Here is a 22644-nt window from a genome sequence, read left to right as displayed (position 1 = left end):
GAAGAGCGAAGAGAGGTTTAAGGCGCGAGTAAAATGAGTAAGACCACATGAGGGTATTCAAAAGCAGAAAGGACACTTTTTTTATGGCTGTGATAATAGGCACGGTCGTATTCCTCGTTGGCCTGCCGGTGTACCATTACCTCGATTCGGGTGTACAACCTGGCTTGGCTGTACATCTCGTCAACTTATTGGTGATTGGTCTTTTTCTGTGGTTTTGGTTTGGCACGTACTACCGGTTAGATACAACGCACATCCATTACCGCTGCGGTCCTTTCCGTGGAAAGATTGCAATTGACGCGATACGCGAATTGCAACGGGATACCACAATGTGGTCGGGCTTCCGCCCGGCATTGGCACGGAAAGGGGTTATTGTGAAGTACAATAAATACGACGAAATTTATTTCTCGCCGGACTCCAACGAATCGTTTATCCAAGCGCTGCTGGGTGTGCGGGGGGATATAGCTGTTAAAGGTGATTTAAAACGTCAAAACCAATCAAATTGAAAATTATGGAATTACTCTTTTTGAATCTCGGAACCCAAGAGCTGATCCTATTAGGACCGGTTCTTCTCACGGTCATACTGTATATATATTGCTTGATTCACTGCATCAGGAACAACCTCATAGCTCCTTTTATTGGGAGTCTAGTTTATTTGGTGGTTGGCCGAAAAGGTAACGGGGTAGCGACATCATAAATCTAAATACAGAAATGAAATACATTTACATAATCTTACTGACGGCAACGGTGGCTGCCTGCAAGAAAAGCGAGGTCGACCTCGTCGAGAAATTCGTGCAGGAAGTGAAGGCGGAGCGATATGAGGAAATTAAGCTACCTGCTTTCAACGTGTCACATATTGATGCGTTAATGCAGCATGCTTCGGATAAACAGATGGTATCCAATTACCCACGGCCTATGTATTCGTCATATTATGGTGGACCTATTGAGGTGGGATTAGTGATGCTCTACACCGTTGAGGCAATAAGAGTACAGGTCGACTGGCCGTCTTCTACCGTCCGGGTTTTTGACGAGCAGGACCTTAGTCGGGAGGTGCCCCTCAGCGAAGTGCTGCCGTATTATAAAAAATGGTGGACCGAGAACAAAGGTAAAAGTGCCGCGGAACTTATGGAGACCGACCCGCTGGACGGCAGTGGGCTGACTTGGCATATTTATACTACTGGCGAATAGGGTTGATATTGTTCAAAATATTGATATGAATTTAGAAAAGTTTGACTGTAGTGAGCGTTTTTTTTTGCCACAAGTTAACTTTCAAGCCGTTTCGCTACCACAGACTCACGCTTGCGCCAGTTCTGCAATTGCGGCTCTTCGTAGACCGGGCGACCGTCTTCGTCCAACAAACCCAGAGATTCGGCAAGTTGGCGGCTCAAGGCAGCCGATTCGGGGTTCCGATCGTTGATGGCCTGTTGGCTGGCAGCGATGGACTTTTCCATAGCGGCGATGGCGCGTTGGACAACCTCCAGTTCGGCCTTGTATTTCTTTTGCTTACGGAGGATAATCATCATCCGGTTATAGGCTTCGGCATTCAGGTGCTTACGACGGGTCAATGCACGGTATATTTTCAGTGCGTCCGCATGCTGCCCCTCCTTTTCCAGTTGACGTGCTTCGTCCATGAGCGTCTGCGTAGCGATTTTCTTTTTGGCCATGGTATGTATATGGTGGTTAATTGGTAACAAGTGGGTGGTGGTTTGGTTTAAATGCAGATATGAAATTTCCAGGGAAGGGAGCATTCAAACGTTCAGGGATTTCATCCACGAACGAATAAATCGTTTCCGTTTTTCAATACTGCCGATGGGTACATCGGTGGTCTCATACCCGTAACGCGCATAAACTAATTTCAGTTGCTGGTACGTATATACGGCCTCTTCCCAGGTTTGTTTCCGTTCCGTATCGGTTTCATAGATTTCCTGCCAGGGAGGAAGAATGAAAACGGTTGGATGGTATTGGCAAGTTGATACCGCTCGCATAACGGATGGTGAAATGGAATAGCCGATCATCCCGGCGTAGCATACGGCATCGATGACGCTACGGTCGAAAAGGTGTGTTCTTTGCGTCTGCTCTTCCACTACGCGCCGATAATCCTGTATGGAGGCTGCTAACATGAGATCGGTGTATCGTTCTTTATTCTTCCAAGGCAATGCATCGCCACCGGTGGCCAATTGCTGCTTAATGATGGCCCTGGCTACTTCGGGCACGGTTGCTATTCCGTCTGTGGACAACGCGTTCAGCAGGGTTGTTTTCCCTACACCGGGCCCTCCTGTTATGACATATAACTTGTTCATTCGTGTAAAATGACCCCAACTCTTACTGCGAGCTTCGGACGGGGGGTTTCGGAAGCTAACATCCGAAGTTTCCGTTTATTTCACTTAACTTTTCCAAATCAGAACCAAATTCAGCAGACACTGTCTGCTAAATTGAGTTGGTCTCCTTTTCAACTAATTATGGGGGTTCCAGATGCTAACGCCAGATTATGTTATCTTAAGGAAGCTGCCAAGCAGAATTGGGGAGTATATTATCAACGCCTGCTATCATCACAGGATAAAAAGCCCGTAGAAGAAGAGCTGGTTGCGGAAATCGAGCGGGAGAAAAATGTGCTTCGGGAACGTAGATGGGGCATTACTCGCGGTCGGTTGTAGCGGCTAACCAAACCTGGCATCGAATTCATCCGGACACCCAAACCTGCTCTTATTGAGAGGGCGGCAGATAAGGAAACAGGTGAACTTTTTAAAAGCTTTTTAAAGGGGTCAACTTGAAGTAACTGACAGTAGTCGTGGCCCTATTAATATTCGATGTTACTTAACTTTCAATTCCGCTTTAACTTTCTGCACAAAACTCAAAGAAACAGACGCCAACTCCACAATTTTAGCATCCTCGAAATCGGTATTGAACAGTAAGTTTTTTACAAACTGGAAACCAGCTTTTTCCTTCGCTTCTCTTCGCACCGAATTGAATGCATTCTGCGTATCCCATTTGGCAAAATGGGGTATCATGCCGTGTTATTTCAGTTTTGCTTTGACTTTCAGAACAAAATCGACAGGTACAGATGCGAGAAAGGCAATTTTGTCTAAACCAAAATCTGTATTCATTAAGAGATTTTTTACCACTTCTGACTTGCCTTCATTAACACCTTCATTAAGGGCCTCTCTCCTCACCGAATCAAACGCATTCTGCGTATCCCATTTGGCTTTTAAACTTGACTCGTATGCCATACGTTCCTCCTTTCTTAGTTTCGCTACTTCCGATATGTTAAAGATAAGCTGAAACCTGTATAAATTGCCACTGGGCAAAAGAATATGGATAATTTATGCAAGCTTCATTGCCTTTAAAAAACAAATAATTCGAATGAAAAACCCGCTTATCCAAAAATGTCGGAACCTTATCCAGCGTGCTCATGTGCTTCAACAGGTACATCCATTTGTCCATATCTGTAAGCAACCCGTTATCCGGCTTTACAAAACTAACGATTTCCAAGAACTTAAAACCCAGTTTATTGTAAAAAACTTCTCCCGACGTCTTCTCCATCAAAGCGATATCGTGGAAGTAACGGTGCTGTTCGTTGGTATCCATACTGAACTCCAGAATGCCAATCAAGTAAACTTCTGGCAGCTGGTAATCATTGGATGCCCTACCCTTTTTCAGCAATCGCTGGATGAGCCGCGATACGTAAAACAACGCCCGGTCCTTGAAAAAATCCTGCCGGATGCGTTGCATCTCAACGATGAAATACTCGCCGTTATCGCCACGGCAATGCAGGTCGAAAACAACACGTTTGTCCTCACCTTCATCGCCATCGTGTTCGTTGGGTGCATATTCGAGTTCTGCAATATGCTTCTCCCCCTGGAAAAGGTCGTTTAGGAATTCAATTAAATCTCCTTGTTGGGCTCCTGTCCGAAAAGATGGCGGAACCCCCAGTCAGTTAGAGGGTCTATGAATCTTCCTACTTTAGGCTCTTTTGAATTGGTCATATGCAAAGATAAAAAATTTAGCTTAATCATGCCGCCATTTATAAACCATAAAGGACTATATGAGAACCACCACACTAATTGCTGTGGGTCCGATAACGAGCGGGATAGTCAATTTCGGTGATTTAACCATACTTGTAGGCGGCCATGCAAGTGGTAAGGGCGTTCTTATGCAATTCGTTAAGCTCCTAATCGACAAAGGCCAAATACGACGTACGTTTGAGCAATATGGCTACGTGTGGGGAAACGACACAGCCTCGGTGCGTATTGAGGCACTTCAGCGAAACACTACGGCAATATTTAGAGAGCAATACCAGTAACCAGCGGTCTGATACCATATTTCCTCGCAGCAGTTGGTCTTCACAACAACAAATATAAACTATTTATGAGTTAACAGTTGCTTCAACGCAATCTTAGTCATTGGGGTTTACTACGAGTTTGAGGTGTCTAAATAATGTGCACAAAAATACCGCTCAGCAACGCTCAGCAAATTGATGGCTATTATAAAGGACCTCAGCTCTTTTTGAATTAATTAGAAAATAACGGAGATTTGTGACAGGTGATACGCCATGTGGCAACAGTTATCAAACTAACTAAATAAATGGAAGAACATGATTTAAGGTATCCGATCGGGAAATTTGATAAGCCCCCTATGATAACAACCCACGTACTCGAAAACTGGATGGAAACCATCGGGTCCTTCCCCGAGCTGCTGAGCCTTGAAGTGGCGCTATTGACCGACGAACAGCTTGATACCCCGTACCGGGAAGGGGGTTGGACCATTAGGCAGGTGGTTCATCATTGTGCCGATAGCCATATGAACGCATTCGTTCGGTTCAAGCTTGCGCTAACGGAAGACAATCCGGTAATCAAACCGTACCATGAAGCCTTATGGGCCGAACTGCATGATACGAAATCGCTCCCGGTAGCATCATCTTTATTCATTTTGAAAGGGCTCCACCATCGGTGGTACCAACTTTTGAAAAGCCTTGACGACGCATCGCTTAAAAGGAAATACACCCACCCCGAGCGCGGGCAGGAATTTGCCCTCGATGAAACCATCGGCATGTATGCCTGGCATTGCAACCATCATTTAGCGCATATAAAATCTGTAAAGCGATAAAACATTGCGGATCGTTTAGGGCTTGTTTGCACGCTGCGGCAAGCAAGGGAAACTGCCAGGATGTTTGAACCGAAGGAACTGATCGATACCGTTATTACCGTATTACAGCAATACAATTATAAATTATCTTTTAGACAAAACACTATGGGGCATCAAAATAGAACGCAAATATTGAGTAAGTATCTTTTGTTAACCATCTCAATCCTATTGGTGCTTTCATGCCAAAACAAAAAGCAATGGACTCACAATGATTTCTTTGAACAGGCTTTTAACATCATGAAAGAGCGCTCTATCAAAAAAAATGAAATAGATTGGGAAGTCTTAAAGCGTACGGTCAAGGATTCAATTAGCCATTTTCAAAATAACGGAGATGTTTACCGCGCCATTGGTTACGCCGTCAGCTTAATTGATGATGGACATAGTGTTTTTCTAGCCCCCCAAACCCCGAATGTTTTTACGGCTGACACATTGCCAATCCCTAATGTCGTCACAAAAATCATTGATGAAGGTATTGGTTATATAAAACTTACAGGGTTTATTGCAAATGCTGACAACTCAAAAATATATTCGGAGCGAATTAGGGAATCATTATATGAGCTGGACAGATCATCAAATATTACGGGCTGGATTATTGACGTGAGGGAAAATATGGGAGGGATGGCTTCCATGATGCAATTAGGCCTGGCCCCTATGTTTCAAGACTCGTTAATCGGATACTGGATAAATAACAAAGGAGAATATTTTGCTGAGTATTGCACCAATGAATACTACCGCCTGGAAGATATGATGGTGGAAAAAAACTCGGCTTTAAATTTCAATCTTTTAAATAAAGATAAACCAATTGCCGTGTTGATCAGTGATAGGACCGCAAGTGCCGGGGAAGCTTTAGCTTCCTCTTTCAAATTTCAAAAGAACACGATGACTTTCGGTACCCACACTAGAGGGCTTACTTCGGCATTAGAATTGATAGAATTCAATAGCAACGCCAAATTATTCTTGGCCACCATGTATCTATGTAGTCGTGATAAAAAGATAGTTGATCGCGGTTTGGATCCAGATGTAGCGTGTAGTTCGGAAAGAGCCTATGAGTTAGCGTTAAAATGGTTAAAAACGCGCTATGTCCATCACCGTACCGACGACGCTATCGATAGCAATCAGATTTACGTTGGAATCTTTTAGCTACATATGCTTTCTTTATTTCCGCTAAGGTGTTTACTTATTACTTTTCTTTTTCAGAACCTTGGCGGTACGACTATAATGCGCCCAGCGCCTGCAATACCGTTTTGGTGATGTCGACGCGGCATTTCATGAAATTGCCGTTCCGCGTATGGCGGTCTTTCGTGATCCGCGTAGCAAAGAAATACACATTATCCGTGCGCTCCACGTAACCTACCCACCAGCCGATATCTTTACCGTCCTGGTTGCCCCACCCTGTCTTGGAATGGATGGTATAGTCATCGGTCTGTTCGGTTACCATCACCCGCTTGAGGATACCGAGGTTGCGCCCTGAAAAAGGCAGCTTACCTTCGTAGGCCTTGACCAGCAGTTCTACCTGGTTGCGCGGCGAAATCTTCAGCGGACCGAAATTCCAGAAATCGGCTTCATCGGAAACTTCGGCATTGCCATAACCGACGCTACGGAGGCAATGCAGGTACCGCTCCTTCCCCACTTTCTTGGCCAGCTCCATGAATACCCATCCCGCCGAAACCTCGAATGCTTCCTTGACCGTCATGTCCTTGTAGGTAGACGGGCGGTAGCCGTACAGCGTGGTGTCGATGGTGCCAATCCAACGCACAGTATCCAGTTCACTGGCAATAACGCCCGTCTCGAGCGCGATGAGCAGGTTGATGACTTTGAAGGTTGAGGCGGGCACGGCCTGTACCGCTGAATCGGCTCGGTCGCTCGTGATCCATTCGCCCTGCTTGTAGTCGAAGATGGTGATACTGCCCTCGAAACCGCAATCGCGGAATGGCTGCTGCAGGTTGGCTTGCCCGAAGGCAGGCGCCGCTCCCAAAACCATTAACAGGAAAAGGGCAGAAATTCGGGGTGTTGCCATAACTTTAAACAATGGGTTACAAAGATAATGACTTGTACGAACCACTATAACAAGCTTTACGCCAAAAGCGGAGTCCAGCAAGGATAGTACGGGGTATCTATGGAAATCCGTGGGTTCGCGCATCCTATGAATAAGCAAATATAAACTTTTCATCATGGCTGAACTTAACACCGGACGTAGGCTGCAACCGAGGGTTGATCTTACGGCAATGGTAGATCTGGCTTTCCTGCTGATTACCTTTTTTATGCTTACCACCACGCTCAACAAAGAGCAAGCGCTGGATGTGGCGATGCCAGACATCACGGATTCGACGGATCTCACTCCATTGGCCGATAATCGCACGGTAACCTTATTGCTAGGCGAAGGCGGCGGCGTGGATTGGTACTGGGGGTTGTTGGAGAAACCACTAGCAGGGCCATATTCAACGCGGATACAGGACATTTTATTCGCTGCGTCCGGTTTGTTTGCGTTTGCGCCAATCCCAGGGAGCTACAGCATCTTTTTCTGCCCAAAGCCCGTACTGCGCCTTTTTCGCTGTATTTTCCGTCATTGCCCATTCAGGATTGCGGTCATACGACTTGTAATGCCAGGCTAGCCCCGCTTCAAGGAGGCGTTCATTGAGGTTGATGGTATCATTGACCACCATGGCGCTGCCATTTTTATGAGCAAACAGTTTGAGGTGGAAGACCCGGATGTGGCCAGCGGCATCATACTGATCGCAAAGCATTTCGATTAGCTGAATACGCCTGAAAAACCTGTTCCCTATTCGTTATCTAAAAATGTTCCGAACCGCTCGAAGTGGCAGGTATAACCGTTGGGGTTTTTAACCAGGTAATCCTGATGATAGTCTTCCGCGGGCCAAAATTTAGTGTACGGCTCCAATGTGGTAACGACCTTCCCGTCCCATCGGTTCGATTGGTTTACGATGTCTATCATTTCTTGGGCCGTTTGCTTTTCTTCTTCATTTTGGTAGAAAATGGCGGATCGGTAGCTCGATCCGATGTCATTACCCTGTTGATTAACGGTAGTGGGATTATGGATACGGAAAAAATAATCCAAAATTTCCTTGAAATCGGTCTCGGTAGTATCGTACGTGATCTCAATCCCTTCGGCGTGGCCGGGGTGGTTATTATAAGTAGGGTTCTCATTTTCTCCCCCGATATAGCCTACTTCGGTATCTAAAACACCTTTTTGTTTTCTGAACAGATCTTCCATCCCCCAGAAACATCCGCCTGCGATATATACTTTTTTACCGTTTGCCATATGCTTGTTATTTACCTGTTTGTGCAACTTATCTTCTTCCCTTGATTGCTCGTTGTGTTGTGTACTTTTTATCATCCTGCTGGCCATAAATGCAAAAGACAAAGCCAAAAGAATGACGGCGCCGATGATCACTTTGGTGTTCATATGTTTGTTTTTATGGTATACATAGCAGGAATCCCTGCCAAATCTAACATTCAAACTTAGATAAAGTTGCTTCGAAATACAAGCGGTTGCCTCCTTTTCTTTCTCCCATTGTTTTTCGGCTTACCGGAATACGAACCTTAAATCGCTATTTTGGGTATGTGCATATCGATCAATGGATAAATACATCGGCATCGCGAGAAAATTAATTTTACAGCTTCGGAATACAGCCAATGAACGGGCACTTAGTTATCTCAGGGATAATTCGTATGTTTGCAGCCTCAAAAACAATAGGCGACATATGTAAAAATCATTTCTTTCAGGCGGATAAAGACAGTGGGTTGATACGCAACCCGACTTATTCATTAACCTCAACAGAAAGAAATGATGCTTATTATACAAGACCTTTCATATACACATCCCAACAAAGATCTGCTGTTTAAAGACATCAGCTTTACAGCGAATAATCATGAAAAAATCGCCTTAATCGGAAATAATGGCATAGGTAAGTCGACCCTGCTGAAGATCGTTGCGGGGGAATTGGAACCGACGGGCGGACAGATAAACCTGGCATCCGAACCGTATTATATTCCGCAGATTTCCGGGCAGTTTAATCAATTGACGATTGCACAGGCGCTCGGGGTTGAAGATAAATTGAACGCCCTGAATGAAATCCTGGCCGGCAACGCAAGTGACGAGAATTTCAGCATACTGAATGACGATTGGACGATAGAAGACCGGTGCAGGGAAGCGCTGAATAACTGGCAACTGGGCGATGTGGACTTATCCCGGGCCATGGAAACGTTGAGTGGCGGCCAAAAAACAAAGGTTTTCCTTGCAGGCATTTCCATTCATCATCCCGACTTGATTTTGTTGGACGAGCCGAACAATCACCTGGATATGGAGGGCAGGCAACTTTTGTATGGTTTCCTCCAATCGACGAAAAGCACGTTGGTGGTGGTAAGCCACGACAGGAAGTTGCTGAACTTATTGGACATCGTTTGCGAATTGAGCAAACACGGGATGAAGACCTATGGTGGCAACTACGATTTTTACAAAGAACAGAAACAAATTGAAAACGACGCGCTGAACCAAGAGATCCAAAGCAACGAAAAGGCCCTGCGAAAAGCCAAGGAAAAAGAACGGGAAACCGCGGAACGGCAGCAAAAGCTGGATAGCCGGGGCAAAGGCAAACAGGAAAAAGCCGGCGTTGCCCGGATCATGATGAATACCATGCGGAACAAAGCCGAGAACAGCACATCGAAACTCAAAAGCGTGCATGCGGACAAAATCGGCGGGATTTCACAAAAGTTACAGGCGTTGCGTTCATCGTTGCCCGGCGCCGATAAAATGAAATTCGGGCTGGACAACGCCGCGTTGCATACAGGGAAAAACCTATTCACAGCGACCGGTATCAATTTTGCGTACAAGGCGAAACCGCTTTGGAAAGACAACCTGGACCTCCAGATTACAAGTGGAGAGCGCATTGCATTGAAAGGCGCTAATGGTTCGGGAAAAACGACCTTAATCAACTTGATTTTAGGAAATTTGGCACCGCAGGCGGGAACCATCTACAGGGCAGACAACCAAGCCGTGTACATTGACCAGGATTATTCCCTGCTCGACAATGATCGGAACGTTTATGAACAAGCCCAGCATTTCAATACTTCTGCCTTACAGGAACATGAAATCAAAATAAGGTTAGACCACTTCCTGTTCGGAAAAGACGATTGGGGCAAACCTTGCGGCGCACTGAGTGGTGGCGAACGGATGCGTTTGCTGCTCTGCTGCCTGACAATCGGCAACCAATCGCCCGATATTATCATGCTGGATGAGCCAACCAATAACTTGGACGTGCAGAATATCGAAATATTGACGGCGGCGATCAATTCGTATAAAGGCACCTTGGTAGCCGTCTCGCACGACGATTATTTTTTGAAAGAAATAAACATCAATCGGACCGTACTACTCCACGCGGGCTGATGCGGATGCCCCATACCATAAGTGTAGCAAGCAGTGGCAATGTATTGAACCCCGCCGTGCAAAATATAGAAAGCAGGAGCACAAACGTAGAAGATAACGCTTGGTAAGGAAACCGTATATTTGGCGCCATGATGGACAAAGCGATAAACCAACCCCTCCCACCGGCGTACCACGCGATCGCCGAAGAGACACGGCGGCTCGGCTTCACGATGCCTTCAGACGTGCAGACAGGTGCACTGCTGCGCACCCTTGCAACCAGCAAACCGGGTGGTAGGTTACTCGAGTTGGGAACCGGTAGCGGGCTTGCCACGGCTTGGATACTGGACGGAATGGACGCTGCGGCTACGTTGGTGTCGTTTGATCATGACGATGCATTGTTGGCAATCGCCCGGAAACACCTGGGCAATGACAAGCGGCTATCGTTGGTATGTGCGGATGGCGGCGACTGGGTGCGCGAAAACGAAGGCCAATTGTTCGATTTCATCTTTGCCGATACATGGCATGGCAAATATCTTCTCCTTGAAGAGGTGTTGGACATGCTGCGACCCGGCGGCCTTTACATCGTAGATGACATGCTGCCCCAGCCGAACTGGCCCGAAGGGCATCAGGAGAAAGCGCTGGCATTCATCCGGCATCTGGAAGGCCGTGATGACCTTTGGATGGTTAAACAGCATTGGGCCACGGGAATTATAATTGGAGTGAAAAGATGTTTGATGCGGAATCGATAATCCAATTTGGCGGATTACTCATTATTCTCTTGGCGATCTATGCGCAGACCGGCCTTTTTGTCTGCTTTTTTCTCCCGAGTGGGGCGCTCCTTTTTATGGCGGGCGTATTGATAGCCAGCGGCTCGTTTGAGCATAGTTTTTTCATGTTGTGCGCCATGGGCATCATGGCTTGCCTGCTGGGCAATATTACGGGATACGTTATCGGCTATAAAGCGGGTCCGCTGTTATACCGCAGGCCGGATTCGGGTTTTTTCAAAAAACAGCATCTAACGGCTGCCGAAAGCTTCTATAATAAATACGGGGCATGGGCCTTATCCATGGGGGTGTTTTTCCCGCTGACCCGTACATTTGCCCCATTGGTTGCCGGTATTATCCAACTGAGATTCGGCCGGGTGGTACTATTTGTATTCTTGGGCTCCGTAGGTTGGATCCTTTCGTTTGCCACGGCCGGCTACCTGATAGGAAACATGCCGTTTTTACGGCCCTACCTCGGTTACGTGGTGGGCGGTATCATCATACTCGTCACCGTGCCTGTGGTCATCAACATCATACGCGGGTTTAAAAAACGGGGCAACGGTTAATCGGGTAAATTTTAATTTCGCTAATGGGCGGACACTGCTTTAAGCCCGATAATGGAACCGATCAAAGTGGTAAGAAACAGTATGCGTAGAAAGGTTGCAGGCTCTTTAAATACAGCAATTCCAATGATCACCGTTCCCACTGCTCCGATGCCCGTCCATACAGCATAAGCTGTTCCGATGGGTAAGTTTTGGGTCGCCTTGATCAATAGCCCCATACTGATAGCGAGGGCCACAAGAAAACCGATATACCATACATACATTTCATTGCCCGTTGTTTGCTTCGCTTTACCTAAACAGAATGCGAAAGCCACTTCAAATAAACCAGCGGTAACCAAAATAATCCAATTCATTTCCTTCATTTTTTACTTGCAAAGGTCTGCAATGAACATGGGTAAAAATTTTACAAATGATAAAAAATGAGCTGCTTACTTTATTTCTGCCCTGATCCTGCTCAAACTAACCTGTGTAATGCCCAAATAGGAAGCAATGTGTTTTAACTGCACGCGCCGGATGATATCGGGGCTATCTTCCATAAGCCCTTTATACCGCTCGGTGGCGGTTCTGAACTGTTGGGAAATCAGTCTCTCTTCGGTTTTCAGCAGCTCCTTTTCAGCCAGTTTCCTTCCCCAATTTGCCATATGGATATCTTGGTCAAAAAGCCGTTGCAGGCGCTGTGCATCCAGTTTATAGAGTAGGCCGTTTTCCAACAGTTCGATATCTTCATACCCCTTTTGGTTGGCGACGTAGCTTTTCATCGAAATAACCGTGTCGCCCTCTTTGCCGAGCCAAAAAGTGGTTTCATTATGGGCTGTCCTTGCATAAGCCCGGACAATCCCTTGTTTGATGAAGTAAATATCCCGCTCTACCCGGTCTGCCCGAAGCAACCTATCCCCTTTCCGGAAATGGACTTCGTTAATGTACGCCTTTAAGGCTTGTTTTGATACTTCGGGAAGGGGATATATATTGTCGAGTATTTGATCAAGGTCCATTTCTTTTCAGCTTTTGATTCATTGGAATTACCGCCCATCTGCCTGACTGTTCAAATTTAGCATTTTAGTTATTAACCAACTTTGCTGTCGGACGAGATAATTGCTTAGTCGCTTCCGCTGCTCGACCGTGCCGATAGGCAGGTCTGTGATTTCGTAACCGGAATGTTTGTACGTTGATTTCAGTTGCCGGTAGGTATAGGTCGCTTCTTCCCAGGTCCAAAGGGCAATGCCTCCATGGCTGCCAATTTAAAAACGGAGCCGCCAATCTAGAAATTTCTGGGGACGTATTCGCCTAACGTTTTTTGGCAGCGGAAAGCCTTTGCGATAAAGACACACCTGTTTTCAGGGGAGTGGAACGGTTCGACGAAGGGGGAATAATATCAGCGGATACAATAAGGGGCTGGCACGGTGGTCGTCCCACCGTGCCAGCCCCCTTACCAACAGGGGATTTCCATTAGCCAAAAACCATGGGGTTTCGGCTGGTTTGTATGCCAGGGTGTTTTCTAAGTCCTTTGACTGAGAAACGCGATGGACTAAAAGCACGTCTTTTTGCAGTAGATGAGGTCGTCTTCACCACAATCGGCTGCTTTTCCTGGGTCTTTTGTTCTAAAATCTCTTCCATCATATCGATATTAAAATTATGTAAATGTATAGTATCTAATAACTGAGGCAAAGATACGTTATAAAGCGATGGGATTTGTATACTTAGTGTCATAATTACACACTTAAAAATGAATTTATATATACCTTAATTACAGATGGTTTTACTCTTTATTTTGAGAATGTATGGAGAAGTTTAAAATCAGCCTCAATTGGAGAGATTTGATAAAGCCATGTAAACATCAACCGATTCGCGAAATTTTCAATATCTTTCGCCGAACAATCCAATACGTGATGACAAAAATACACGCCATGGCCGTGGGCCTATTGTTGATCCCTACCCTCACCTACGCCCAATTGCAGTATGCCAATGGCATCATCAAGACCGGTGCGGAACAGACGGCGCTGTATATGGATGCGTTGAAGGGCAAACGGGTGGCGTTGGTTGCGAACCAAACGAGTATCATTGGCGACACCCATTTGCTGGATAGCTTGTTAAAGCGGGGCGTAGCGGTCGTAAAGGTTTTCGGGCCAGAGCACGGTTTTCGGGGGAATGCCAGCAATGGGACCGAAGTTTCGGACGAAGTGGATGCGCGTACGGGGGTAAAGATTATATCGCTTTACGGAAAGAAAAGGAAGCCAAGTGCAACGGATTTGGCCGACGTGGATATCGTTATCTATGATATACAGGATGTGGGGTGCAGGTTTTATACCAACATCAACACGTTGAGGGACGTCATGGAATCCTGTGCGAGGTATGGAAAAGAATTAATGATCCTGGACCGGCCGAACCCCAATGCCTATTTGATCGACGGCCCCATTTTGGACATGGAACTGAGGTCGGGAATCGGGCAATTTCCCATTCCGATAAGCCATGGCCTGACCGTGGCGGAGTTTGCACAGATGGCCAATGGCGAAGGATGGCTCGAAGACCACTTGAAATGCAGGCTGCACATCGTTAAAGTTGCCAATTACCGCCATGATATGCTGTATAGGTTGCCGGTAAGCCCATCCCCTAACCTGAACACGGAGGCGGGCATCCTGCTTTATCCTTCCACCTGCCTTTTCGAAGGCGTAGCGCTAAACCACGGGCGTGGCACGGAGTTCCCCTTCACCGTAATCGGCGGGCCGATGCTGAAGGGGATTTACGGCTTTTCTTTTACGCCGGTCTCCATGCCCGGCCGGGCCGAAGACCCCATCTACCAAGACCAAACGTGCTATGGGTTGGACCTACGGAATTATGACTTGGAAAAACTGGTGAAAGCGAAAAAACTGAACCTGGATTGGATGATCGAACTGTACGCCAAATTCCCAGACAAGGCGAAGTTCTTTGACCGGAGCATCCACCGGCAAATAGGCAATATCGACTACCTCGCCGGCGTCGCCGAATTCAAGGAACAGATCGCATCTGGCAAATCTGAAACCGAAATCCGGAAAACATGGGAACCCGGCTTGGCCGCCTATAAGAAGATGAGGGAAAAGTATTTGCTGTATGAATAGCGATATAAAAACGAACTATTCATGATGTAATCCGCCCTGGGTAAAAGCCTTGTAATTCTTTATTTCATCTGCGAGTTTGGAAACGGCGTATGTAATGATGGTTACATCGTCGACCCACCCCATCAACGGAATCATATCGGGTATCCCATCAAACGGCGAGATAACATAGGCAATCGTTGCGGCAATGATAGAAAGGTTCCATTTGTTCATTTGGTAACGGCCCGCAAACACATCCTTGGTCATGGCTATCAAAAGCCGGAATTCATCGACTTTCCCTTCCAGGTATTCCGATTTGCTTTCGGCATTGGCCAGGTCGTCGCCATTGAGCGGGCGCTTGCGGAACTGCTCGAATAAACGGAATGCTTTATTGAAATAGCGCTTCTTCATCTCATGATCAATTAAAGATAACGGCAAAGTTAATAAATTGGGGGTATACAACACCATTCCGCCTATTGTATGTTATTTAAGATAAAGGGGAGTAAAAGATGTGGGCGCTGTAGCGTTTACCGGCCCTTGCACGTCAATACAGGATATGATGAAGAAATTGAATTTGATAGTTGCCCTCGTAGCCAGTGTGGTACTATTTGGGAGTTGTTTAAAAGACAGTGATCCACAACCCCAGTTGATCGGCGGAACCACGTTTGTCAATGCGTTTATCGAAGCCAATGCCGTGTTTTGCTACATCGACCGCAACACGGTAGAGAGCTTGAACCCGCTCCCCTATCGGAGTTACGGCCCCCTTATCCCCGTATATGCTTACCCGGGCGAAAACCGCCGGCTGGAAATCTACTCGACGTATGAAGACAATAGGCTCGTAGACACCGCCATCACGATACAGGATAGCGTATATTATTCGTCTATCGTTTACGGCACGCACGACGCCCCACGGCACTTCATTACCGAAGACCGGATACCCGAGGGCGTGGATGACCCCGCGGCCATCGCGGCGGTGCGGTTCTACAACCTGGCGAACACGGACCGCCGCATGACCCTGCGTATCGGTGATTTGGAACCCCTGGCAGCTTTTACCAACCGGCCCACGGAGACACCGCAGAGCGGTAAGGACGGCGAGGTTTTTATTCCAGTAACCACGGGAACCTATACGGTAAGCGTGGTGGATGAAGATGGCGAGGTAGTGGCTACCAGAGAAGAGACGCTCGATTTGTCTGCGGGCAGCTATGTCAGCGTTTTCCTCACGGGTGATGAACGGGATGCCACGACCTTCTACGTGGGCAGGGTGCGGCATTGGGTAAACTAACACATAACAAGCGATGAAGACCAATTATACGATTTGCGTAATGCTCTTGACGGGGCTTGCCTTTTTTGCCGGCTGTATAAAAGATGAGGAACCGACGCCAGACGTACGGTCGGGCTTATCCGTAGTCAACTCGTTCCTGGAGGCAGAGGCCGTACTGCACCGGTTGGATGTAGGCCGTGGTCTCCAGCAATTGGGCCAGGGGCAGGGCTATCGGGGCATCGACTACTTTAGTGTGCCGAGCCGCGAGGACTGTAGGATGGAAATCCTCTCGTCCAACGAATTGGCCCAGTTGGTGGATACTACATTTGCGTTGGTGGAGGACAGGTACTACACATCGTTCCTCTTTGGGACGGAGGCGGCACCGCTGCATTTTCTCACCGACGACCGGCTGCCCGACGATGTCGAGGATCCCAAGGCCGTGGCCGGTGTACGCTTCTTTAACCTGGCCGAAACAACACGCCGCGCCACGCTGCACATCGGCGCGGCAGAGCCGATCGCAGCCTTCCGTAACCGCCCTACCGAAACACCACAAACCGGCAAGGATGCCGAAGCATTCGTTATAACCACGAATACGGGCACCCATGTGCTTACCATTGTCGATGAAACCGGCGCACAACTGGCCCGGCGAACAGGGGTGGCGCTAGATCCGGCCGACTACCTGACCGTTTTTCTAACGGGCAACGGCAGTGAGTCGGCTCCCTACTATATCGGTATCGTGCGCCACCGGGGCGTTAATTATATCCCATGATTTTGTGCTCATAATCCAACGGATTTCTCTATTTTAGGCCAATTTTATTTCAAAAGAAGGCCAATCGAGTTATGAGTAAAAAATCAATCTTCATGAAGGACGGCGTGAATTACGCTGCACCGTTCATGGCAATCAGTGTGCTGTTCCTTACCTGGGGTATTGCCCATGGTTTGCTGGATACACTTGACAAGAATTTCCAGGAATTGCTGCACTTGAAAAAGTGGCAATCGAGCTTCATACAGGTTTCCCTGTATGGCGCCTATTTCTGTATGGCCATACCGGCTGGCTTGTTTACCAAGAAATACGGCTATAAAAAGGGGATCATATTCGGGTTGTGCCTATTCGGCGCGGGGGCACTGCTCGCAGCCGGTACGGCGCCATTTCAATCGTTTGTACTTTTTCTCATTTGCCTGTTGGTTATCGGTGCCGGCCTGGCCACGCTGGAAACGGGGGCCAACCCTTACACCACCAAACTGGGCCCCCCGGAATCCGCCGAGAGGCGTATCAATATCGCCCAATCGTTCAACGGCTTTGCTTGGGTGGTCGGCCCGCTGATAGCGTTGTCGATCTACGGGAACCGCAGCCACGTGGAGGGCGAGAAAATGATATCCATTATCATGCCCTTCGCGCTTATCGGACTGGCCGTGCTGGCCATTGCCTTTGTTTTCTCGCGGCTGAAACTACCCAAGATCGATGAAGAGGATTTGATGCATGCACACGGCGGCAGCGCCGTGCCGGGTGGCGACGCCGAAATTTCGGACCCCACGCATCCGGCCTTTGTTTCAAAGAAACCGTTATGGAAAAACAGGCATTTCAAACTGGGGGTCGCTTCGCAGGCTTGTTATGTGGCGGCGCAAACGGGGGTATTCAGCTACCTCATCAATTTTGTAACGGACCACGACATGCACCCCAGTTTCGATGTGCAATATGGCCCCTATTTCCTATCGCTAGGCTTCTTTCTATTCATGATGGGCCGCTTTTCCGGCAGTGCGTTGATGAGGTACTTCAAGCCCGCAAAGATGTTGGCGGTGTATGCGTTACTGGTATGCTTCTTATTGCCTATCGTGTCGTTAAAATTGGGTTGGGCATCCTTCCTTGCCCTATACGGAGTTTTCTTTTTCATGTCCATCATGTTCCCCACCATATTTGCCTTGGCCATTCGGAGCTTGGGCACCAACACCAAGCAGGGAGCCTCCTTTCTTGTGATGTCTGTGGGCGGTGGGGCGGTGTTTCCACCAATAATGGGCTATGTTGCGGATGTGTACGGCATGGCCGCAGGCTTTTTTGTCCCTATCCCCTTGTTTGCATTCATTGCCTATTACGCTATTAAAGGGCATAAGATCGAGGCATAACGGCAGGTCGACCATGTGGTACGTTCTGATTTTGATAGCCCTATTTGGCACCTCGTTACCCTCAACCAGTGTAGCGCTGGGGTCGGCAGCTAGCGATTCGGTATTGACCAAAGCTTCCGTACAACGTTTGATCGCCGAGCAGGTGATTCGATTCCCACAGGAAAAATTATACCTCCAAACCGACAGAAGCCGTTATATGGCGGGCGAACAATTGTGGTTTCGCGCTTACCTGGTCGATGCCGTTCTCCACACCCCCTCAACCGGAAGTTCGTACGTGTATGTGGAACTGATCGATGCCAGCGATTCGGTGGTATGCCGCATCCGCGTGAAGCCACATGACGATGCCTTCGGTGGCACGTTGGCACTGCCCCGAACGCTCACGGAAGGAACTTATGTATTGCGGGCCTATACGGATAACCTCCGCAACCTGGATGATGTATTCTTCTTCCATCGGACGGTGCAGGTGGTGAGCTCCTATCCCGGGGTGGCTTCCGCGAATCGTCGTAGCCAAGGTATCCAAGCGTCGCAGGAAGGGGCGCACGACGTCGCTTTCTATCCGGAAGGAGGTCACTTACTTTCTGGCCTGCCGTGCAAGGTGGCGTTTACGGTGAAGCGCGCCGATGGCTCGCCCGCCAACGTAAATGGACGCCTAGTGGACGGTGAAGGAAACGATTACGGGCCCGCGAAAACGATCTACGGCGGAATGGGGGTGCTCGAACTGGCCGCAACTCCCGATAAGCATTATTTTATAGCATATGAAGACGGAAGCGGCAACCGGCACTCCTTCGGGCTCCCCCCTGCCGAGGGAAACCGCTATGCACTCCGAATAACCGCTTCTGCGGGTAAACTAGTTGTTGCGGTACGGCACCCCCCAGCCATGCAACCGGCACACCCACTGTACCTATTGCTCCATACCCGCGGGATGGTACATTATCTAGCCCCATTCGAGCCTTCAACCGGCGGTGTTTCATTTGACACATCCAACTTCCCAGCAGGCGTGATGCAGGTTCTCCTCCTTGATGGGCAGGCCAATATACTCAGCGAACGGCTGCATTTTTGCCCTAACGACGACATCGCAAACCTAACCTTTGCCATCGATAAAAAACAATTCGGCACCGGAAACAAGGCTAAAGCCACACTTACCCTTACCGATGGAAAGGGGCTTCCGCTGGCGGGCACATTTTCGGTTTCAATAACCGACGACCGTACCGTAGCTCCAGATTCGTCGATGCAGGCATCGTCCGAGCTGTTATTGGGTTCGGATCTAGACAGCTACCTGCCCCACCCTTCTTATTATCTACACAGGGAAAACCAGCAAGCATTGGACTTATTGATGATGACCCATAGGTGGCGGCGCTACAACATTCCAGAAGTAATCAAGCGGCATTACAGCTACCCCTCCTTTCCAAATCGGGCAGGAATGGAGATAAGCGGTACGGTAAAAATGGGTGCTTCTGGGAAGCCAGCTGCGAACCAAAAGGTAACCTTGTTTTCGTGGCAAGCCGACTATTGGCGCGAAACCACGACCGATCACGCCGGGCGTTTCTTTTTCGACGGGTTCGAAACACCAGACAGCCTGGTCTTTGTGGTTCAGGCAGTGCCACGGGAAAAGCAAAACAACCTGGTCATCGATGTGGATGAAGAACAGTTCCCTCCCGCGTCGGTATCCGCTTTTATGGCTAAGCCCGGGCCGATTGTGGCCACGCAAACAGACCGTCGCCCCGCCGCACGCCCGGGCATGCGTGCAATTTTATTGGAGGAAGCTGAAGTGAATGCAAATCGCGCAGCGATTAACGCGCAAACTTTTTCGTTTTACATGCCCAAAGACGACATCAATGTGTTGAGCGCGGAAGAGCTGGAAGAATACCGGCCGATGAGTCTGTCGGACGCCGTCAAACTCCTGCCTTTTTTACAGGTAATGGAAGATCCGGAAACCCAAATGAAAAAAGTGGTCATCGATCGCTCGAACTATAGCATAACGGGGGGCAGACGCTTCGCCAAACTGATTGTAGATGATCTCATCCTCAATGATTATGACCTCGACAACGTCACCGACCCAACTAACATTGAACGAATCGGGGTATTGAAAGGAACCGCCGCCGCTATATTGGGAGGTGACGGCGCAGGGGGGGCAATTGTGATTACGACCAAACGGGGAACAACCGGCCATCCCAAAAAGGATCGCCGGGAACACATCGAGTGGCTATCCCCATTGGGTGTGCAAATACCCATTGAATTTGAACCAAGTGGGCAAGTTGGTGCGGTTACCACCGTCTACTGGAACCCAAATATTCAGTTCCCGGCTTCTGGAAAGGCCGCGTTCGAATGCGATATTACAGATCCAAACACGACCTATACCGTGGTGATAGAAGGTATTGCTGCCAACGGACAATTGATACAATACAGGCAAAAAATAACGGCTCGGTAGGGTAAATGGACGGCTAATTTTTTTTACGTACTTTTGCCGCCAATTGAATAGAGATCATGAGCGACCGTACCAAAAAAATCTTTCTTGCTATTTGCATTATCTTCCCGTTTTTGCTGTATTGTTTTTATTACTACAGCCAGATGTTCAAAAATGCACCATTCCGCTTCGCAGATTTCGAATCGATTGTTTTGAAATACGGTGAAGGCGACGACCTTATCAACCAGTTTGACTCGGAGACGGGGCTTTATCGGTTTATAAACAAGCAAGATTCGATGGTGGTGGATACCGTGAGGCTGCGCAAAGATGATATGCAATACCTACATGGAAAAGCAACCCAACTGGGTTTTTGGAACCTACCGGACGACATGACCAGCGGTGAACCGGACAGCACGAAACCGGTAGCGCGTTTCTACCTGCAATTCAACTACAAGGAAAAGAGCAAGGAGATAACACTCGATGCTGATTTCAACGGAAACGCGAAGATGCGCGATGCGGCGAAAACCATGGTAGACGAAGCCATGCGGGTCGTCAACGACGCCCGGATTCGCTGATACCGCCATGTTTATCCAAAACGCTGCCTTATGGGCACCGCGGCTTCGCCCACACCCTTAGACGATGATAGCCCGAGGCTGCGCACATCGTCGGAAGCCGGTGCCTCGAAAACCTCCAGTCCGAAAAACTTGACGGACGCCAGCAAGTGGTCGAAAATATCGGCCATCGCGTTTTCATAGATCCCCCATTTCGTATTGGAGGTGTACATGTAAAGCTCTATCGGCAATCCTGTTTCCGTGGGCTGCAACTGGCGCACAACCATCGTATAACCTTTGTGGATTAACGGATGCTGGGCGGTGTACAGCGTAACATATTGCCGGTACAGCCCCGCATTGGTCATTTTCCGGCCGTTTACGGGCATGGCAGGGTCCGCCCCGCTTTCTTTGTTGTATTGCTCGATCTCTTGTTGACGCTCCTCGATAAACGGGCGCAACAGTTGTATCTTCTTGAGGTGCTCGATTTCTTCGTTTTCCAGGTAACGTATGGTGGATATCTTGATACTCACCGATCGCTTGATGCGGCGCCCACCACTTTCGTGCATGCCGCGCCAGTTTTTGAACGAATCCGTAACCAGGTAATGGGTAGGTACCGTCGTGATGGTCTTATCCCAGTTTCTGACCTTAACAGTGTTAAGATTAATTTCGAGCACATCGCCATCCGCACCGTACTTCGGCATCTCGATCCAGTCGCCCACACGTACCATATCGTTGGTAGACACCTGTATGCTGGCGACGAAGCCCATGATGGTGTCTTTGAATACCAGTAGCAGGATGGCCGATGCCGCACCCAAGGCGCCCAAAAATGCCCATGGCGACTGGCCGGTTAACATGGAAAAGATAATGATCCCGGCCACGAAGAACAGGAAGATATTAATTACCTGGAGGTAACTATCGAGCGGTTTGTCTTCAAACCCTTTCTGGGTACGCAGGTGATCCCGGATGGACCGGAAAACAGCCCTGAAGAGCAGCACCCACACAATGACCAGCACCATATCGAAAAACTTCCGCACGGGACCTATCCAGTCGGGGAAAGCAGAAAAAATAACCGGGATGAATTGGATGGAGATAAGGAGCGGCACCAATCGGGCCAACTGTGCCATTGCGCGGTTGCGCACGAGGTGATCGTCGAATTTCGTCTTCGAGCGCCTAGCCAACATAGCCAACGCATTCACAAGGAATTTACGGAGCACGTAGTAAACAATGCTCAACGCAATGAAAAGTAAGCCCAATAATACAAAAAGGTTAATAATATCCGCCTGGTCGGCCGGTACACCCAAGCCGATTAGCCTGTTGTAGGTCCACTGATAAATGATATTTGACGAGTTTGCAATCGTAGGTATTTCCATAAATTAACGGATTGGACGGT

At 48.3% G+C, this 22644-nt stretch carries 28 protein-coding genes and 1 pseudogene; 16 read left to right on the top strand and 13 right to left on the bottom strand.

The window, feature by feature from the left end; all coding sequences use genetic code 11:
• Nucleotides 1-83 precede the first annotated feature (83 nt).
• Together ACO1NT_RS09400 and ACO1NT_RS09395 are read left to right on the top strand one after the other, a co-directional pair.
• Nucleotides 84-503: a PH domain-containing protein gene (locus ACO1NT_RS09400; protein ID WP_449048366.1), complete on the top strand. Its 420-nt coding sequence runs from the start codon at nucleotides 84-86 to the stop codon at nucleotides 501-503.
• 205 nt (nucleotides 504-708) lie between these two features.
• Nucleotides 709-1185: a DUF4943 family protein gene (locus ACO1NT_RS09395; protein ID WP_449048365.1), complete on the top strand. Its 477-nt coding sequence runs from the start codon at nucleotides 709-711 to the stop codon at nucleotides 1183-1185.
• A gap of 74 nt (nucleotides 1186-1259) precedes the next feature.
• Here ACO1NT_RS09395 and ACO1NT_RS09390 read toward each other — a convergent pair whose 3' ends face one another.
• Both ACO1NT_RS09390 and ACO1NT_RS09385 read right to left on the bottom strand, forming a co-directional pair.
• Complete coding sequence (locus tag ACO1NT_RS09390) at nucleotides 1260-1661, bottom strand: hypothetical protein (RefSeq protein WP_449048364.1); 402 nt, start codon at nucleotides 1659-1661, stop codon at nucleotides 1260-1262.
• An 84-nt stretch (nucleotides 1662-1745) separates the two neighbouring features.
• On the bottom strand, nucleotides 1746-2297 hold the full coding sequence (locus ACO1NT_RS09385) for an AAA family ATPase (protein ID WP_449048363.1): 552 nt from the start codon (nucleotides 2295-2297) through the stop codon (nucleotides 1746-1748).
• 9 nt (nucleotides 2298-2306) lie between these two features.
• Here ACO1NT_RS09385 and ACO1NT_RS09380 point away from each other — a divergent pair, with 9 nt between their 5' ends.
• On the top strand, nucleotides 2307-2651 hold the full coding sequence (locus tag ACO1NT_RS09380) for a DUF1016 N-terminal domain-containing protein (RefSeq protein ID WP_449048362.1): 345 nt from the start codon (nucleotides 2307-2309) through the stop codon (nucleotides 2649-2651).
• A 156-nt stretch (nucleotides 2652-2807) separates the two neighbouring features.
• Here the strand turns inward: ACO1NT_RS09380 and ACO1NT_RS09375 are convergent, their stop codons facing one another.
• The 3 genes from ACO1NT_RS09375 to ACO1NT_RS09365 are packed head-to-tail and all read right to left on the bottom strand — an operon-like array spanning nucleotide 2808 to nucleotide 3840.
• Entirely contained in the window at nucleotides 2808-3005 is a 198-nt protein-coding gene (locus ACO1NT_RS09375; protein WP_449048361.1) for a hypothetical protein, read from the bottom strand.
• Between the two features lie 6 nt (nucleotides 3006-3011).
• Nucleotides 3012-3224, bottom strand: a complete 213-nt coding sequence (locus ACO1NT_RS09370; protein ID WP_449048360.1) for a hypothetical protein — start codon at nucleotides 3222-3224, stop codon at nucleotides 3012-3014.
• Between the two features lie 37 nt (nucleotides 3225-3261).
• On the bottom strand, nucleotides 3262-3840 hold the full coding sequence (locus ACO1NT_RS09365) for a PD-(D/E)XK nuclease family transposase (RefSeq protein ID WP_449048395.1): 579 nt from the start codon (nucleotides 3838-3840) through the stop codon (nucleotides 3262-3264).
• Between the two features lie 199 nt (nucleotides 3841-4039).
• On the opposite strand from ACO1NT_RS09365, the gene ACO1NT_RS09360 reads away from it, so the two are divergent.
• The 3 genes from ACO1NT_RS09360 to ACO1NT_RS09350 all read left to right on the top strand — a co-directional run bounded on the left by ACO1NT_RS09360 (nucleotide 4040) and on the right by ACO1NT_RS09350 (nucleotide 6279).
• A complete protein-coding gene (locus ACO1NT_RS09360) occupies nucleotides 4040-4297 on the top strand; it encodes a hypothetical protein (RefSeq protein WP_449048359.1) in 258 nt (85 codons plus the stop codon).
• A 332-nt stretch (nucleotides 4298-4629) separates the two neighbouring features.
• Complete coding sequence (locus tag ACO1NT_RS09355; RefSeq protein ID WP_449048358.1) at nucleotides 4630-5100, top strand: YfiT family bacillithiol transferase; 471 nt, start codon at nucleotides 4630-4632, stop codon at nucleotides 5098-5100.
• 60 nt (nucleotides 5101-5160) lie between these two features.
• Entirely contained in the window at nucleotides 5161-6279 is a 1119-nt protein-coding gene (locus ACO1NT_RS09350; RefSeq protein ID WP_449048357.1) for a S41 family peptidase, read from the top strand.
• A 73-nt stretch (nucleotides 6280-6352) separates the two neighbouring features.
• Here ACO1NT_RS09350 and ACO1NT_RS09345 read toward each other — a convergent pair whose 3' ends face one another.
• Nucleotides 6353-7156: a penicillin-binding transpeptidase domain-containing protein gene (locus ACO1NT_RS09345; protein ID WP_449048356.1), complete on the bottom strand. Its 804-nt coding sequence runs from the start codon at nucleotides 7154-7156 to the stop codon at nucleotides 6353-6355.
• A 154-nt stretch (nucleotides 7157-7310) separates the two neighbouring features.
• On the opposite strand from ACO1NT_RS09345, the pseudogene ACO1NT_RS09340 reads away from it, so the two are divergent.
• Nucleotides 7311-7511: pseudogene (locus ACO1NT_RS09340) on the top strand (ExbD/TolR family protein); the annotation flags it as partial.
• 87 nt (nucleotides 7512-7598) lie between these two features.
• Here ACO1NT_RS09340 and ACO1NT_RS09335 read toward each other — a convergent pair.
• The gene (locus tag ACO1NT_RS09335) at nucleotides 7599-7883 is read right to left on the bottom strand and encodes a thermonuclease family protein (protein WP_449048355.1); all 285 of its coding nucleotides are present in this window, start codon (nucleotides 7881-7883) and stop codon (nucleotides 7599-7601) included.
• Nucleotides 7884-7918: 35 nt separating this feature from the next.
• Complete coding sequence (gene msrA / locus ACO1NT_RS09330; RefSeq protein ID WP_449048354.1) at nucleotides 7919-8563, bottom strand: peptide-methionine (S)-S-oxide reductase MsrA; 645 nt, start codon at nucleotides 8561-8563, stop codon at nucleotides 7919-7921.
• 381 nt (nucleotides 8564-8944) lie between these two features.
• On the opposite strand from msrA, the gene abc-f reads away from it, so the two are divergent.
• The 3 genes from abc-f to ACO1NT_RS09315 all read left to right on the top strand — a co-directional run bounded on the left by abc-f (nucleotide 8945) and on the right by ACO1NT_RS09315 (nucleotide 11852).
• Nucleotides 8945-10543, top strand: a complete 1599-nt coding sequence (gene abc-f, locus ACO1NT_RS09325; protein ID WP_449048353.1) for a ribosomal protection-like ABC-F family protein — start codon at nucleotides 8945-8947, stop codon at nucleotides 10541-10543.
• A gap of 128 nt (nucleotides 10544-10671) precedes the next feature.
• Nucleotides 10672-11271 (top strand): O-methyltransferase, encoded by a 600-nt coding sequence (locus ACO1NT_RS09320; protein ID WP_449048352.1) that lies wholly within the window; start codon nucleotides 10672-10674, stop codon nucleotides 11269-11271.
• On the top strand, nucleotides 11250-11852 hold the full coding sequence (locus tag ACO1NT_RS09315; protein WP_449048351.1) for a DedA family protein: 603 nt from the start codon (nucleotides 11250-11252) through the stop codon (nucleotides 11850-11852). Before ACO1NT_RS09320 ends, ACO1NT_RS09315 begins: the two co-directional genes overlap by 22 nt.
• A 20-nt stretch (nucleotides 11853-11872) precedes the next feature.
• Here the strand turns inward: ACO1NT_RS09315 and ACO1NT_RS09310 are convergent, their stop codons facing one another.
• From ACO1NT_RS09310 to ACO1NT_RS09300, 3 genes are all read right to left on the bottom strand, one after another.
• Nucleotides 11873-12202, bottom strand: a complete 330-nt coding sequence (locus tag ACO1NT_RS09310; protein WP_449048350.1) for a DMT family transporter — start codon at nucleotides 12200-12202, stop codon at nucleotides 11873-11875.
• A gap of 75 nt (nucleotides 12203-12277) precedes the next feature.
• Nucleotides 12278-12841: a Crp/Fnr family transcriptional regulator gene (locus ACO1NT_RS09305; protein WP_449048349.1), complete on the bottom strand. Its 564-nt coding sequence runs from the start codon at nucleotides 12839-12841 to the stop codon at nucleotides 12278-12280.
• A 454-nt stretch (nucleotides 12842-13295) separates the two neighbouring features.
• Nucleotides 13296-13556, bottom strand: coding sequence for a hypothetical protein (locus tag ACO1NT_RS09300; protein ID WP_449048348.1), 261 nt, complete (start codon nucleotides 13554-13556; stop codon nucleotides 13296-13298).
• Nucleotides 13557-13735: 179 nt separating this feature from the next.
• Here ACO1NT_RS09300 and ACO1NT_RS09295 point away from each other — a divergent pair, with 179 nt between their 5' ends.
• Nucleotides 13736-14941 carry an exo-beta-N-acetylmuramidase NamZ family protein gene (locus ACO1NT_RS09295; RefSeq protein WP_449048347.1) on the top strand — a complete coding sequence of 402 codons (1206 nt, stop codon included), beginning with the start codon at nucleotides 13736-13738 and terminating at the stop codon, nucleotides 14939-14941.
• Nucleotides 14942-14956: 15 nt separating this feature from the next.
• Here ACO1NT_RS09295 and ACO1NT_RS09290 read toward each other — a convergent pair whose 3' ends face one another.
• Nucleotides 14957-15328, bottom strand: a complete 372-nt coding sequence (locus tag ACO1NT_RS09290) for a YkvA family protein (protein WP_449048346.1) — start codon at nucleotides 15326-15328, stop codon at nucleotides 14957-14959.
• Nucleotides 15329-15473: 145 nt separating this feature from the next.
• On the opposite strand from ACO1NT_RS09290, the gene ACO1NT_RS09285 reads away from it, so the two are divergent.
• The 5 genes from ACO1NT_RS09285 (at nucleotide 15474) to ACO1NT_RS09265 (ending at nucleotide 21278) form a co-directional block, all read left to right on the top strand.
• Nucleotides 15474-16199 carry a hypothetical protein gene (locus ACO1NT_RS09285; protein WP_449048345.1) on the top strand — a complete coding sequence of 242 codons (726 nt, stop codon included), beginning with the start codon at nucleotides 15474-15476 and terminating at the stop codon, nucleotides 16197-16199.
• Between the two features lie 13 nt (nucleotides 16200-16212).
• Entirely contained in the window at nucleotides 16213-16947 is a 735-nt protein-coding gene (locus ACO1NT_RS09280; RefSeq protein WP_449048344.1) for a hypothetical protein, read from the top strand.
• Nucleotides 16948-17018: 71 nt separating this feature from the next.
• On the top strand, nucleotides 17019-18299 hold the full coding sequence (locus ACO1NT_RS09275) for a sugar MFS transporter (protein WP_449048343.1): 1281 nt from the start codon (nucleotides 17019-17021) through the stop codon (nucleotides 18297-18299).
• Nucleotides 18300-18312: 13 nt separating this feature from the next.
• Nucleotides 18313-20727, top strand: a complete 2415-nt coding sequence (locus tag ACO1NT_RS09270) for a TonB-dependent receptor plug domain-containing protein (protein ID WP_449048342.1) — start codon at nucleotides 18313-18315, stop codon at nucleotides 20725-20727.
• A 140-nt stretch (nucleotides 20728-20867) separates the two neighbouring features.
• On the top strand, nucleotides 20868-21278 hold the full coding sequence (locus tag ACO1NT_RS09265) for a hypothetical protein (protein ID WP_449048341.1): 411 nt from the start codon (nucleotides 20868-20870) through the stop codon (nucleotides 21276-21278).
• A gap of 11 nt (nucleotides 21279-21289) precedes the next feature.
• Here the strand turns inward: ACO1NT_RS09265 and ACO1NT_RS09260 are convergent, their stop codons facing one another.
• Nucleotides 21290-22624, bottom strand: coding sequence for a mechanosensitive ion channel family protein (locus ACO1NT_RS09260; protein WP_449048340.1), 1335 nt, complete (start codon nucleotides 22622-22624; stop codon nucleotides 21290-21292).
• Nucleotides 22625-22644: the final 20 nt, after the last annotated feature.

This window comes from Parapedobacter sp. (genome assembly GCF_053550995.1).
This window is presented reverse-complemented; position numbering and strand designations above follow the sequence as displayed.